The organism is Shewanella phaeophyticola, assembly GCF_025398315.1.
Taxonomy (GTDB): domain Bacteria; phylum Pseudomonadota; class Gammaproteobacteria; order Enterobacterales; family Shewanellaceae; genus Shewanella; species Shewanella phaeophyticola.
On sequence record NZ_JAODOQ010000001.1, the window covers coordinates 4,540,505 to 4,553,714 of the forward strand.

Annotated in this window: 11 protein-coding genes and 2 pseudogenes; 9 read left to right on the top strand and 4 right to left on the bottom strand. The window is 43.1% G+C overall.

From position 1 onward, the window contains the following. Positions 1-21 precede the first annotated feature (21 nt). Positions 22-501: a transcription elongation factor GreB gene (gene greB / locus N4T56_RS21135; RefSeq protein ID WP_261734585.1), complete on the bottom strand. Its 480-nt coding sequence runs from the start codon at positions 499-501 to the stop codon at positions 22-24. Between the two features lie 190 nt (positions 502-691). Between greB and N4T56_RS21140 the strand changes: the two are divergent. The 7 genes and pseudogenes from N4T56_RS21140 (at position 692) to N4T56_RS21170 (ending at position 9,722) form a co-directional block, all read left to right on the top strand. Beyond that, positions 692-3,052, top strand: a pseudogene (locus tag N4T56_RS21140) (Tex family protein). Positions 3,053-3,236: 184 nt separating this feature from the next. Further along, positions 3,237-4,481 carry a phosphoethanolamine transferase gene (locus N4T56_RS21145; protein WP_261734586.1) on the top strand — a complete coding sequence of 415 codons (1,245 nt, stop codon included), beginning with the start codon at positions 3,237-3,239 and terminating at the stop codon, positions 4,479-4,481. Then, positions 4,420-4,905 (top strand): phosphoethanolamine transferase, encoded by a 486-nt coding sequence (locus tag N4T56_RS21150; RefSeq protein WP_261734587.1) that lies wholly within the window; start codon positions 4,420-4,422, stop codon positions 4,903-4,905. The genes N4T56_RS21145 and N4T56_RS21150 overlap by 62 nt, the downstream gene beginning before the upstream one ends. 9 nt (positions 4,906-4,914) lie before the next feature. Continuing rightward, positions 4,915-5,322, top strand: a complete 408-nt coding sequence (locus tag N4T56_RS21155) for a diacylglycerol kinase (RefSeq protein ID WP_261734588.1) — start codon at positions 4,915-4,917, stop codon at positions 5,320-5,322. Positions 5,323-5,395: 73 nt separating this feature from the next. Next, positions 5,396-6,073, top strand: coding sequence for a response regulator transcription factor (locus N4T56_RS21160; RefSeq protein ID WP_261734589.1), 678 nt, complete (start codon positions 5,396-5,398; stop codon positions 6,071-6,073). Next, complete coding sequence (locus N4T56_RS21165; protein WP_261734590.1) at positions 6,070-7,500, top strand: sensor histidine kinase; 1,431 nt, start codon at positions 6,070-6,072, stop codon at positions 7,498-7,500. Before N4T56_RS21160 ends, N4T56_RS21165 begins: the two co-directional genes overlap by 4 nt. 312 nt (positions 7,501-7,812) lie before the next feature. After that, positions 7,813-9,722 (top strand): annotated as a pseudogene (locus tag N4T56_RS21170) (LTA synthase family protein). Here N4T56_RS21170 and N4T56_RS21175 read toward each other — a convergent pair. Beyond that, on the bottom strand, positions 9,714-10,187 hold the full coding sequence (locus N4T56_RS21175) for a hypothetical protein (protein WP_261734591.1): 474 nt from the start codon (positions 10,185-10,187) through the stop codon (positions 9,714-9,716). The pseudogene N4T56_RS21170 and the gene N4T56_RS21175 sit on opposite strands and share 9 nt — an antisense overlap. Positions 10,188-10,297: 110 nt before the next feature. Continuing rightward, complete coding sequence (bioH, locus tag N4T56_RS21180; protein WP_261734592.1) at positions 10,298-11,089, bottom strand: pimeloyl-ACP methyl ester esterase BioH; 792 nt, start codon at positions 11,087-11,089, stop codon at positions 10,298-10,300. A 42-nt stretch (positions 11,090-11,131) separates the two neighbouring features. On the opposite strand from bioH, the gene N4T56_RS21185 reads away from it, so the two are divergent. Both N4T56_RS21185 and nfuA read left to right on the top strand, forming a co-directional pair. Then, a complete protein-coding gene (locus N4T56_RS21185) occupies positions 11,132-11,938 on the top strand; it encodes a ComF family protein (RefSeq protein ID WP_261734593.1) in 807 nt (268 codons plus the stop codon). Positions 11,939-12,167: 229 nt separating this feature from the next. After that, complete coding sequence (nfuA, locus tag N4T56_RS21190; RefSeq protein WP_261734594.1) at positions 12,168-12,746, top strand: Fe-S biogenesis protein NfuA; 579 nt, start codon at positions 12,168-12,170, stop codon at positions 12,744-12,746. Positions 12,747-12,834: 88 nt separating this feature from the next. On the opposite strand, the gene N4T56_RS21195 is transcribed toward nfuA, so the two are convergent. Continuing rightward, positions 12,835-13,164 (bottom strand): FKBP-type peptidyl-prolyl cis-trans isomerase, encoded by a 330-nt coding sequence (locus tag N4T56_RS21195; RefSeq protein ID WP_261734595.1) that lies wholly within the window; start codon positions 13,162-13,164, stop codon positions 12,835-12,837. Positions 13,165-13,210 lie beyond the last annotated feature (46 nt).

Sequence of the window (13,210 nt, forward strand, 5' to 3'; positions counted from 1 at the left end):
AAATGAAATGACGCAAAACTTTTAGTCTTTGGTATAGGTAATTTTATTAATGTACCAGGTTTTATCGCCTTGAGGCGTGCTGACCACCGCTTCATCGTCGACTTCTTTTTTGAGCAGTGCGCGAGCCATGGGTGAGTCGATAGAGATGTAATCTTTATGTTCGTCGTAGATTTCTTCTGGGCCGACAATTTTAAAGGTTTTAATGTCGCCGGCGTCGTTTTCAATTTCGACAATAGCACCAAAAAACACTTTGCCTTCTTGCTCTGGTGCGTAGTAAACAATTTTTAAGTCGGGCAGTAGCTTGCGTAAATAGCGCACTCGGCGGTCTATTTGCCTTAATAAACGCTTGTTGAAGGTGTAGTCTGCGTTTTCTGAGCGATCGCCAAGGCTGGCAGCCCAGGCCACAATTTTGGTCACTTCAGGCCGTTTTTCTTTCCAGAGGTAATCGTGCTCAAGTCTGAGCTTGTTGTAACCTTCGAGGGTGATTAACTTGGTTTTCACTTTTGCTACTCTTTTATCTGTGTATCATTTTTAAGACAGTATTTGCGTGAAGCATATCATCAGTATGTAGGCTGTGCATTGTCTGTTCTATGCTAAGGATCATAAAGCTTTTCGTACTAGCAGCGAATTAGTAGTCTTTATGGTATCTTTGGCATAATTTTATTTTAAACCATGCCGAATTCTACTGATTATGCATAATATTGCCCAGATTATCGCTCAAGAACTGAACGTTCGTGAGCAACAGGTCACTGCGACCATAGCGCTGTTAGATGATGGTGCAACTGTACCGTTTGTGGCCGCTACCGTAAAGAAGCCACCGGTGGCTTAGATGATACCCAATTGCGTAACTTGTTTTCACGCCTTGGTTATTTACGTGAGTTACATGACCGCCGCCAGGTGGTGTTGTCGAGCATCGAAGCGCAAGGTAAGTTAACCCCAGCCTTGTCGCAAGCGATTAATGAAGCAGACAGTAAAACCCGCCTTGAAGATTTATACCTACCTTACAAACCTAAGCGCCGTACTAAAGGGCAAATAGCTATCGAAGCCGGTATTGAGCCGTTGGTGGATGCCGTATTAGCTGACCGCACATTGGACATAGATAGCAAAGCTGAAGCGTTTTTAAATCCTGAAGCCGGTTTTGCCGACACTAAAGCGGTATTAGACGGCGCGCGTTACATTTTGATGGAACGCTTTGCTGAAGATGCAGAGCTGTTGCGTAAAGTGCGTCAGCATTTAAGCCAACAAGCGGTGCTTGAGAGCCGTATGGTTAAAGGTAAAGAAAAAGAAGGCGCTAAGTTCCGCGACTATTTTGAATATAATGAATTGATGAGCAAAATCCCATCACACCGCGCCTTAGCCATGCTACGCGGTCGTAATGAAGGTGTACTGAGCTTGTCGATGAATGCCGACCCAGATACCGAAGCCACTCAAGGCAGCTATTGTGAAGTGATCATTAGCGATCATTTCAACCTAGTGTTGACTGACTCTAGCGTTGATAGCTGGCTAAAAACGGTAGTGACCTCAACTTGGCGCATTAAAGTGGCCTTGCAAATGGAAACCGAGTTTATTGCCAAAATGCGTGAAAGTGCCGAAGAAGAAGCCATTAAAGTGTTTGCCCGTAACTTAGGCGATTTGTTAATGGCAGCTCCTGCGGGTGCGAAAGCCACCATGAGCCTTGATCCTGGGATCCGCACCGGCGTTAAAGTGGCCATTGTTGATAACACTGGCAAGCTGGTCGCGCATACCACTATTTTCCCGCATGCACCGCAAAACTTATGGGATAAATCAATCCGTACCTTAAGTAACCTGGTGGCGATGCATAAGGTCGAGATTATTGCCATTGGTAACGGTACCGGTTCGCGTGAGACAGATAAATTAGCCGGTGAGTTGATTGCGGCAGTAAAAGACTCGCAACCCAACTTAACCAAAGTGATGGTAAGCGAGGCGGGGGCATCGGTGTATTCAGCGTCTGAATTTGCCGCTAATGAGTTTCCTGACTTAGATGTGTCTATTCGCGGCGCAGTATCGATTGCTCGTCGTTTACAAGACCCATTAGCTGAGCTGGTTAAAATTGAACCTAAAGCCATCGGCGTTGGCCAATATCAACATGATGTGAGCCAAAGCATGTTGTCGCAGTCACTTGAAGCCGTTGTCGAAGACTGTGTAAACGGTGTCGGTGTCGATTTAAACATGGCGTCTGCGCCGTTACTGACTCAAGTAGCTGGGTTAAATAAAACCCTCGCGAAAAACATTGTTGATTACCGTGATGCCAATGGTCAGTTTACTAATCGAAAGCAAGTATTGAGTGTGCCGCGCGTTGAGCTAAAGGCATTTGAACAAGCCGCAGGTTTCTTGCGCATTCGTAATGGTGACAACCCACTTGATGCATCATCGGTTCACCCTGAGGCTTACAGCTTAGTTGAAGCCATTGCCGCTGCTAAGCAACATCCGGTTGCGCAGCTTATTGGTAACCCGGATTTATTGCGCGACATTAATGCCGCTGACTTTGTTACTGACACCTTTGGTGTGCCAACCATTAACGACATTTTGTCTGAACTCGACAAGCCAGGGCGTGATCCGCGTGGTGAGTTTAAAACAGCCAACTTTAAAGACGGCGTAGAGGAGTTAAAAGACCTTAAGCTTGAAATGATTTTAGAAGGCGTGGTGACCAATGTGACTAACTTTGGTGCCTTTGTGGATGTGGGCGTGCATCAAGACGGTTTAGTGCATATTTCGTCATTAACTGACAAGTTTGTGAGCGACCCACATACCGTGGTTAAAGCCGGTGATGTCGTAAAAGTTAAAGTGATGGAAGTGGACGTAGAGCGCCGCCGCATTGCCTTAAGCATGCGCCTAGATGAAAAGCCTGCGCCTGCCAAAATGGAGCCAAGCTAAATCGGGATCTCAAAAGGCTTCATTTAGTGGCAAACCGAGTCATAGCAAATCGAAGCCAAACAACCAGCCCAAACAGGCTAATAAACCGGTAAAAGCACCACAAAATGCAGCAATGGGTAATGCGTTTGCTGATGCGTTTGCCAAACTGAAGAAGTAGATATAAGCCAGTTAACACCAACGTAATATGTTGATTAATAAGCCCTTGCATTGTTGTGCAGGGGCTTTTTTATTGCCTTAGAAACTGAAATTCTACAGTCAGCAATAATTCAGTTTTTATTCAGTGGATCTTAAGTGTTTTAGTTGAATATCAACACCAGTCGAGTTTAACGCGAGTGGTTATTGTGAAATTATTAACCGAAACATGGTCAGGCATTACCCCAAAATGCATTAGTTATGAAGCGATGACGGGCATTATTTCTGTGTATTTTGGCCTGGTATTAAACTTTCCCGTTATTCGTAAGATTTATCAATTGTCGACAGATGGTCATGTGCTATTTTCGCTAACGCCTGCGATTTTGCTGAGTGGCTGCTTTATGGTGATCTTCAGTATATTTGCTTTTCGCTTTGTTTATAAGCCGGCAATGATCGTGCTCATATTGTCTTCGTCTGCGGCGATGTACGCCATGCTTCAGTACAACGTTATTTTAGATTACAGCATGATCGAAAATATCTTCGAGACCAACTCTGGCGAAGCGATATCCTATCTCAGTATCAACTCAGTGGGTTATGTGTTGGTATTTGGGATCCTGCCGTCGATTTGGGTATATCGCACAAATATTGCTAGCCAGGCTTCACTAACCAAAGCCTTGTTTCGTCGAGTAGGATTTGTTGTCCTTGGATTAGCTGTTATTGGAGTGATGGTGTTGTTTTTTTATAAAGACTACGCCTCTGTAGGACGCAATAATCAGTACCTCAATAAGATGATTATTCCTGCGCATATTTACAACACTGCTAAGTATATTAATCAACGTTTTTTTAGTGAGAAGTTGACGTTTAACCCTATTGGTCAAGATGCGCAGTTAGTGCCAGTTGCCAATGGTAAGCCTACATTAATGGTATTGGTGGTTGGCGAAACGGCGCGAGCGCAAAACATGGCTTATAACGGTTATCAACGTAATACCAATCCATACACCCAACACCTTGGCGTAATGGCTTTGCAAAACGTGTCATCGTGTGGGACTGCCACTGCACACTCGCTACCTTGTATGTTTTCAAATTTAACGCGCAGTGACTACAGCCGCCAAGTTGCTGATGCGCAGAATAACGTACTCGATGTTATCAAGGAGGCAGGTGTTGAAGTGACCTGGTTTGACAATGATGGTGGCGATAAAGCGGTTGGGGCGCGGATTAATAAAATCGATATATCGCCAAATGAAGCGAACCCATTGTGTGATGGTTTAAGTTGTTATGATGAAATTTTAGTTGAGAAGCTCACGCAAAAATTACAACAAGATAACGACAAAAGTGCGCGTTCAGGGAACCCATTAACAAACCAATTGATAGCCTTGCATACCATCGGTAGCCATGGAGCCGACTTACTGGCAACGATACCCTGCAGACAAAGCATCATTTACACCAGAGTGTAGCCGCAGTGATATAGAAAACTGCACTGACCAAGAAATCATAAACGTATATGACAACACCATTGCCTATACCGACTTTGTGTTAGCTAAAACCATTAAGGTGCTTGAGCAATACCAAGACAAATATAACGTGGCATTGGTTTACTTGTCTGATCACGGTGAATCATTAGGTGAAAGTGGCATGTATTTACATGGCACGCCTTACAGTATTGCGCCTAGCCAGCAAACTCATGTGCCTTGGTTAATGTGGTTGCCGCAAGATTATACTCAAGCAAAAGGTGTCGACCGTGAATGTCTTGCTGAACATGCTCAAACGGCAAGTTACACACATGACAACTTGTTTCACAGTTTGTTAGGCCTTTATGGGGTCAAGACCTCAGTGCGAGATGCTGAATTAGATATCACCAGCAACTGTAAATTGAACTAGGACATCACCATGACATCATCAACCACAGTGAACAAAGTTAATACTGAACAGCCTAAAATAGTGGTTAAGCGCCAAGGCCTCATGCGCTTATTGTATACCTGTAAGCATACCTTTAACGGCTTAAAGTGGATGTGTCGTAACGAGGCGGCTTTTCAGCAAGAATTGATGTTATTTGTGCCATTAACTGTGTTGGCTTGTGTCGTCAATATCAGTGCTGCGCAATCAGCCATATTGGTGCTCGCATTACTGTTTGTATTGTTTGCTGAACTGGTTAACACTGCCATAGAGGTGGTTGTGGATCGTATTGGTTTAGAATTTAATACCTTATCAGGCTTGGCTAAAGACATTTCATCAGCATTTGTGTTTATCAGTATGTTGATGGCTGTGATTGTGTGGTGGGCGGTTTTATGGCCATAAACGTTTCAATCACTGAGTACCGTGAAGCATCCGTTGGTTGATGGGTAAGGCATAAATAGGATAAGGGCATTCAATGAAAGTGTTGTTGATTGAAGACTCAGAAGCGCTGCGGCGCGGAATTAGAGTTGGGTTAGATCATTTAGGTTATACCGTTGATGAGACCGGCGATGGCTCAGAGGGCTTAAGTATGGCGTTGACTAATCAGTATGACTTTATCATTTTAGATTTAATGCTACCCAATGTTGATGGTATTAGCTTATTGAAAAGTATTCGTAAGTTAGGTAACCAAGCCAAGGTGATTATTTTGTCGGCTAAATCTCAGGCGGAAGATCGCGTTAACGGGTTATTGTCTGGCGCGGATGACTATTTAACCAAACCATTTTCGTTTGATGAACTGCAAGCGCGGCTGATTACCATGAGCCGTCGTGGTGAGTTAAATCAACAAACTAAAACAATTAGTATTGCTAATTTTACCCTTGATAGCAGCAATAAATCATTGCTGGTGAATGGTCAATTTATCGACCTGACTAAAAACGAATTTAAGATAGTTGAATACCTATTTAATAACCCTAAACAAGTGCTTAATCCGGAACAAATCAGCGAGGCTGTGGTGGGGTCGTTTAATCATTTATCTAAAAATACTATTGAAGCGCATTTATCGTCTGTGCGTAGAAAAGCCAAAGCGGTGGGGGCAACATTGCCGGTAAAAAATAAACGAGGTTTTGGTTACTTTGTGGATGAAAAAGCATGAAGTCATTAACCTCTAAACTAATGAATACCATGACTTACGTGGTGTCGGCAATTTTGATTTTGGTGTTTTTAGCTATCGACATTAGCATTGATAATTGGGTTGATGTTGAGTTTGATAATGCACTCACCGATAAGTCTAATTATTTAAAAACATTAGTAAAAGTAACACAGGAAGGCACCAAGTTTGATTTTTCAGGTGAGTTTATGCCTGAGTTTGGCACCTCAACTAAAGCGAGCTTTTTCCAGTTGTGGCAAGGTGATGCAGTATTTGAGCGCTCGGAGTCGTTAAACCATTTCCCTGGAGTGGATTTACTTAAAAAAGACATTCCACTGAACAGCGCCATTTTTGCCGATGTCGATTTGCCTGATGGTCGATCTGGGCGGGCGATGTTGGCGTATTTTGAACCTCAAGTGCCAAAGTCTTTAGGTGATGCTGCCATTAATGTTGAGCCTATGTGGTTAACTGTGGCAATTACGACAGAAGACCTCACTCAAATTTTAGTGATTATCGACTCGAGTTTAGCGATTGGTTTATTGTTGGTTATTGTGCTGATCCGCTGGGCGGTGGTGAAAGTGATTTATCGTGGGTTGACGCCATTAAATGAACTCAATGACGCCTTGAAACATGCTGATGTGACTCAAAAATACATTCCTTTGTCGGCTGGCGCTGAGCGCTATTTGGAAATTGAACCGATTCGGGATGAACTGAATAAATTTGTGAAAATAAGCCAGCAGTACCTGCAAACTGAAAAACGGATTACTGCCGATATAGCCCATGAGCTGAAAACGCCTATTAGCGAGTTAATCAGCTTAAGTGAGGTTTATATTCGCTATCCGGATGACCAGCGTATTGCGACAACATACAAACAAGATGTGTTGAATATAAGCCTTAGAATGAAGACCATTGTGAGCAACTTATTACTGCTGCAGCAGGCATCATCTGAGCATATTCATTTAAACCGTCAACAGCTCGATATCTCAACATTACTTGAACATATTATTGAAACCTTGGCGTTTAAATATCACGACATTAATAAACGTTTACTCATTGATAACCAGTTAATAGACAAACATATTTTTGCGGATGAGTTTTCATTGGATCTTATTTTAACTAATTTATTCGACAATGCGCTTTATTACAGTCCCGCGCAGTCTGAGATTAAATTGAGCTTATTTACTGAAGATCACAGCGTGACTATTCATGTCGAAAATAAATTACTTAAATCACTTAATTCCCATGACCTAGAGCACCTTACTCAACCGCTGTTTCAGGCTGAACAATCTCGAACCAATACCGACCGCCATGGTCTTGGCCTCGCGATTGTTGAAAATATAGCAAAAGCGAATGGCTTTACGTTTAGTTTTGGACTGATTTCAGAGGATAAAATCCGTTTTAGCTTGCATATAACCAAGCCAGCATTGCCATGAAGAACCTGATTTTATCGCCACCAGTATGCTGTTAACTGAATCTTCTAGTTTGATGATAAAGGCCTTGTTATACACGCTTAGTATATAAGCCATCCTTAAGACCTAACTTATTTTCAAATAACGACTCGTTATTTGGGGCAACTTTGTGCGCGCAAAAAAGGACTTAACGCAAAATAATAATAAATATTGGAGTCATTAATGTTCACTATTTTCAATCGTTATACTGATAATAAAACGTTAAAAAACCAAGTTAACTCATCAACTAATATATTTGGCGTTATTGTATTTTTTAGTGTGATAAGTTTTCTGGTGATGAGTGTGAGCCGCCTAGGTTTATCATTTTGGCAAATGGATCGAGTCGCTAATGCTCAAGGCTGGAATGATATTTTAATCCAAGGTCTGCGCGTCGATTTTGCCTCTTTATGTTGGTTTTTGGTTTTGCAGCGCTTGGCTGCGTGGTATTTGCAGGAGAACATTTAATCGGTCGAGTTTGGCTGATAATCTTACGTATTTGGCTAACCCTAAGCTTGTGGTTAATTGTCTTTTTAGAAGCCTCAACGCCCTCATTTATTGCTGAATATGGCTTTAGACCAAACCGTTTGTATGTTGAGTACCTGATTTATCCTAAAGAAGTGTTGTCGATGCTTTGGTCTGGCCGCAAAGCTGAACTTCTTTTGTCTGTGTTAATTTCAATTACCACGGTGTGGTTTGGTTGGCGCCTAAGTGGACGTTTAACAACGAATGTCAAATATTCCCGATGGTACTGGCGCCCTGCTTTAGCTGTGATTGTGATTGCAGTGACGGTGTTGGGTGCTCGTTCATCGCTAGGGCATCGGCCGCTAAACCCTTCATTAGTGTCGTTTTCTGATGACCCTTTGGTGAATTCATTGGTTTTAAATTCTTCATTTTCACTGATGTTTGCAGTTTCACAGATGAATAATGAACAAGATGCGTCTAGCGTTTATGGCAAGTTAACAACAGATAAGATTATCGATATTGTGCGCCGAGAAAGTGGCCGACCATTAAGTGCATTTACCTCCAACGATATTCCGAGCCAATCTTTTAACCAGGCCAGTTACAGCGGCAAACCTAAAAATTTAGTGATCATTTTGCAAGAAAGCTTAGGTGCGCGCCTTGTGGGAAGCTTAGGCGGATTACCGCTGACACCGAACATTGATGCTCTGGCAAATGAAGGTTGGTTTTTTGAAAATCTGTATGCCACAGGTACTCGCTCGGTGCGAGGCATTGAAGCGATATCGACAGGCTTTACGCCAACGCCTGCACGCGCGGTGGTTAAGTTAGGTAAGAGTCAAACAGGCTTTTTTACCATTGCCGATTTATTAAAGCAGCATGGTTATGAAACTCAATTTATTTATGGCGGTGAAAGTCATTTTGATAATATGCGTAGCTTCTTTTTAGGCAATGGGTTCAGCAATATTGTCGACCAGGGTGACTATAAAAATCCGGCATTTGTTGCGTCATGGGGTGTGTCAGACGAAGACTTATTGTTTAAAGCCGATGAAGAATTTTCGCGGATGCATAAACAAGGTAAACCATTTTTTAGTTTAGTGTTTAGCTCGAGTAATCATGATCCTTTTGAGTTTCCTGATGAACGAATTGAATTATATGAACAGCCTCAATACACCATGCATAATGCGGTTAAATATGCCGATTATGCGGTGGGAGAGTTTTTCAAAAAGGCAAAACGGTCAGAGTATTGGAAAAACACGGTATTTTTAGTGGTGGCAGATCATGATAGCCGTGTGGGTGGCGATGCGTTGGTGCCGGTTTCTCGGTTTCGTATTCCGGGGTTAATTTTAGGCGAGGGTATCGACATTAAGCGTGATGCTCGCGTTGCTAGCCAAATTGACATGGCGCCCACATTGTTATCGCTTATGGGGATCTCTGATAATTATCCAATGCTAGGCCGTGATTTAACGAAAGCACCGGATGATTGGAAGGGGCGTGCATTGATGCAATATGACAAAAATTTTGGGCTGTTAGAAGGGAATAAAATCACTATTTTACAACCTGAAAGGACAGCACAAACATTTAGTTATGATTTTGTCAGTGAACAATTAACACCCAACACACTTGACCAAAGGCAAGCTGAATCCGCTTTAGGTTGGGCATTATGGGGGAGTTTTGCTTATAGCCATATGACGTATAAAACAACCATTACCCCTGGAGTCATCAAAACAGTTGAGATTGGGTCACGCTAGCGTTTGCAGTTGCGACTCAATATTGGGGGCTGTTTGCTGTTGATAAAACTGACCAATTCGCTGGCCAAACTGTTGAGCATTGGCATTAGACATACTGCTGTCTGTTTGGCGCTGTTTTAGTTCAGTTTGATCGTTAACTGCCGTTGATTGTGATTTTATTTGAATATCTTTGCGTTGCAAGGCTGGCGTGAGATTGGCAAGCACTCGAACCGTTTGCTGTTGTTGCGTTTGTTGGCGTGTAGGTTGTTGCAACAATGCTTTTGGGTCAACAGACTGCTGGGTTAGGTTTTGCTGTTGGCGCTGGGATTGATCTTGTTGCTGTTTTTTTTCAGCCACGACATAAGCTTGAGCTCGTTCATTTTGCGGGTTAAACGCGCGTTCTTCATGGCCTTTGGACGGTTCTTGCGGTGGAATGATTGGTGGTTTTTGCTGGTTATCCACTCGCGCAAGTGTCCGTCGCAACATTCGATGTTGCTAAAGGCACTTGCGGATAATGAGTGTTAATGATCATTGCGGGTCGTTACACCATAGAACCATGGCTAAATTATAGCCAATATAATGCGCTAGCTAAAGCATTATTGCTGATATTTTGTCAGCCAGGGTAATAAGTTGTGCAAAAATTCATCTGTATGTGAAATGAACGGTGCATGAGAAGCTTTGTTGACGATCACATCGGTAATATTGTTTGCTTGGGGCATTTGTTTAATGATGCGTCGAGGTACTAAGCCATCGAGTTTACCCCACATCCGTAACCAAGGCTGTTGTAGCTGGCAAAGCTGCTCCCGCAGGTCAACCTCTTCTAACATTGTCAGTCCCTGTGCCAATGCCTGTCTGCTAGGCATGGGTTTACTCAGCACGAGCTGTTTTATTTGGCTAATATCGGCTTTTGCATTATCACTGCCCATGGCTTGAATTGCTAAAAAGCGCTCAACTGTGCGTGGTAAGTCGCGATTGAGTTGTGTTGAAAATTGCCCTAATACCGCGGGTAATATTCCAGGCCAAGCAGGCAAAGCATCGTTAGCGTCTCTGGTCATAAAGCACGGCGATGAGGCGAGGGTGACTAACGCTGAAACCGAGTCAGGGAAATCTATCGCCACTTTAGTGGCAAGTAATCCTCCTAACGACCAGCCTATCCATATGGCATTTTTAGGTAATTGCTGCGCCAAAGCTTGCACCCACTGCGTCATATCACCGTCAATATTAGGGCTTAAGCCAAAACCCGGCAGGTCAACATAATGCACTCTATACTGGTGTAATGCGTTTTTTAATGGACTGAATACGGCGTTATTGACCCCCCATCCATGTAGTAGGACAACATCTGGCTCTTGGGTGCCAACAATCTCGATATGCAGTGCAGGAAAGCTCACATTAATCTCTCTTGTTCGACTATTTAATGGAATGAATAGCCTATGTCTGTAACTGTATTTAAACGTAAAATGACCGGTTTAGTGGAGCACAGTAAATCTGTGTACCAGTCTGCTAGTGTGGCAATGCTAAGCAGTTTACCCAACCGTTGCCAGCTGTGCCAGCACCGAATTGAGCAACTTGATTATCAACGGTTATTTCCTAACCAAGTGTTGAGCGGTGTTTGCCAGGTGTGCCTGGCAGCAAGTTTGTATCAGCATGAGGTGTGTTTAGGCTGTGGTCGTGAAATTGCTTTGCTACAAGCCTATTGCGGAAAATGTCTTAAGTTTACTCCGATGTTAGTGGTGGCGCCGTGCAGTTATCACCAAGGTTTGGGGCCGTTAATCGCGGCGATTAAATATCAGCAACAATGTGCGCCGTTAAATGCCATTACTCAGCAGTTGGCCACGCGGATAAACCAGTTGATTGAGCATAAACTCATTCGCGCGCCGCAAGTGTTAGTTCCTGTACCTTTGCATCCTAATCGTTTACGTCAGCGCGGGTTTAATCAAGCTTGGCTGATTGCAAATCGGCTGAGCCAATTGCTTGATATCCCGTTAGATGACACCAGTTTAACCAGAGTGGTCGATACCGCTCCCCAGGCTGACTTGTCTGGCAAGCAGCGGCGTAAAAATTGTTTTAACGCGTTTAAACTTAGCGATAAAGTGCAATATCAACGCGTCGCGTTAATTGATGATGTGGTCACAACGGGCACTACGGTGGATGAAATTGCCCGCTTATTCAGTCAGCAGTTTATTTATGTACAAACCTGGTGCCTAGCCCGCGCTGAAGCACCAGGTTTATTAGATTAATTCGATTTGAGTAATAACAATAATATTTAATAATTAAAACAGATAATTAGTTATTTTTATGCCGCGTGTTATGTGGTTTTATGGGACGCTTATAATGTAAAAAAACTTTGCACTGGATCATTTTTTCAAGATCAAATCATCCAGAGACTACAAAGCAAATCCAAGTCGGAGTATCATGTATCTAATTCTTACTAAATTACTCAGGTATACCCCGAGGGAGCAGGTTTTCATGATCACCATTTCCGATACAGCTCAGTGCCATTTCGTTAAATTATTGGCCGATCAGCCAGAAGGCACTCATATTCGTGTTTTTGTTATCAGCCCAGGCACAGCGCAAGCTGAGTGCGGTGTATCTTACTGTCCACCAGATGCAGTAGAAGCTGACGATGTTGAGTTACCATTTAATGGCTTTAGCGCCATGGTTGATGAGAAAAGTGCACCATTTTTAGATGACGCCAGCATTGATTTCGTGACAGACCAATTAGGGTCACAATTAACCTTAAAAGCACCAAACGCCAAAATGCGTAAAGTCGCGAGTGATGCTCCGTTAGTTGAACGTATTGAATATATTATTCAGTCAGAAATTAACCCACAACTCGCCAGCCATGGCGGTAATATTATGTTGGTAGAGATTACCGATGATGGTGTTGCTGTACTGCAGTTTGGCGGTGGATGTAATGGTTGTTCACAAGTTGATATCACCCTAAAAGATGGTATTGAAAAGCAGTTACTTGATATGTTCCCTGGTGAATTATCAGGTGTACGTGACGTGACGGATCACCAACATGGTGAGCATTCTTACGCTTAATAGTGTTGAGTGTGAGCAAATAACCTGAGCTCAGGTTAAATAAAAAACGCGGCCAATTAGGTCGCGTTTTTGTTTATATGGAGATGGGTTAATCATCTCGAGTCAGCACTTCAAGTAATTCGATTTCAAACAACAAATCTGAATTAGCCGGAATTCGATCGCCAATTTGTCGCTCGCCGTAAGCTAGGTGTGCCGGTACTGATAATTGCCTTTTACCGCCGACATTCATGCCAATAATGCCTTGATCCCAGCCTTTAATGACTCGGCCAGTACCGATGACACATTGAAAAGCATCCGATGCATCAAACTGTGTTCCATCTGCTAAACGCCCACTGTAGCGGGTCGTTATTAGCGCGCCTTTTACTGCGGTTTTGCCCGTGCCGACTTCAAGATCGGTTATTATCAATTCTTGGGTCATCGCTTTCTCTACTCATCTTGGGCTAATTGGCCTTTAAAAAATGTGC

Excerpts from the sequence above, each read along its gene's own strand:
- N4T56_RS21195 (WP_261734595.1), bottom strand. The coding sequence starts at position 13,164 with ATGACCCAAGAATTGATAATAACCGATCTTGAAGTCGGCACGGGCAAA.
- N4T56_RS21160 (WP_261734589.1), top strand. The coding sequence starts at position 5,396 with ATGAAAGTGTTGTTGATTGAAGACTCAGAAGCGCTGCGGCGCGGAATT.
- nfuA (WP_261734594.1), top strand. The coding sequence starts at position 12,168 with ATGATCACCATTTCCGATACAGCTCAGTGCCATTTCGTTAAATTATTG.
- N4T56_RS21185 (WP_261734593.1), top strand. The coding sequence starts at position 11,132 with ATGTCTGTAACTGTATTTAAACGTAAAATGACCGGTTTAGTGGAGCAC.
- N4T56_RS21175 (WP_261734591.1), bottom strand. The coding sequence starts at position 10,187 with ATGTTGCGACGGACACTTGCGCGAGTGGATAACCAGCAAAAACCACCA.
- N4T56_RS21165 (WP_261734590.1), top strand. The coding sequence starts at position 6,070 with ATGAAGTCATTAACCTCTAAACTAATGAATACCATGACTTACGTGGTG.
- N4T56_RS21155 (WP_261734588.1), top strand. The coding sequence starts at position 4,915 with ATGACATCATCAACCACAGTGAACAAAGTTAATACTGAACAGCCTAAA.
- N4T56_RS21150 (WP_261734587.1), top strand. The coding sequence starts at position 4,420 with ATGGAGCCGACTTACTGGCAACGATACCCTGCAGACAAAGCATCATTT.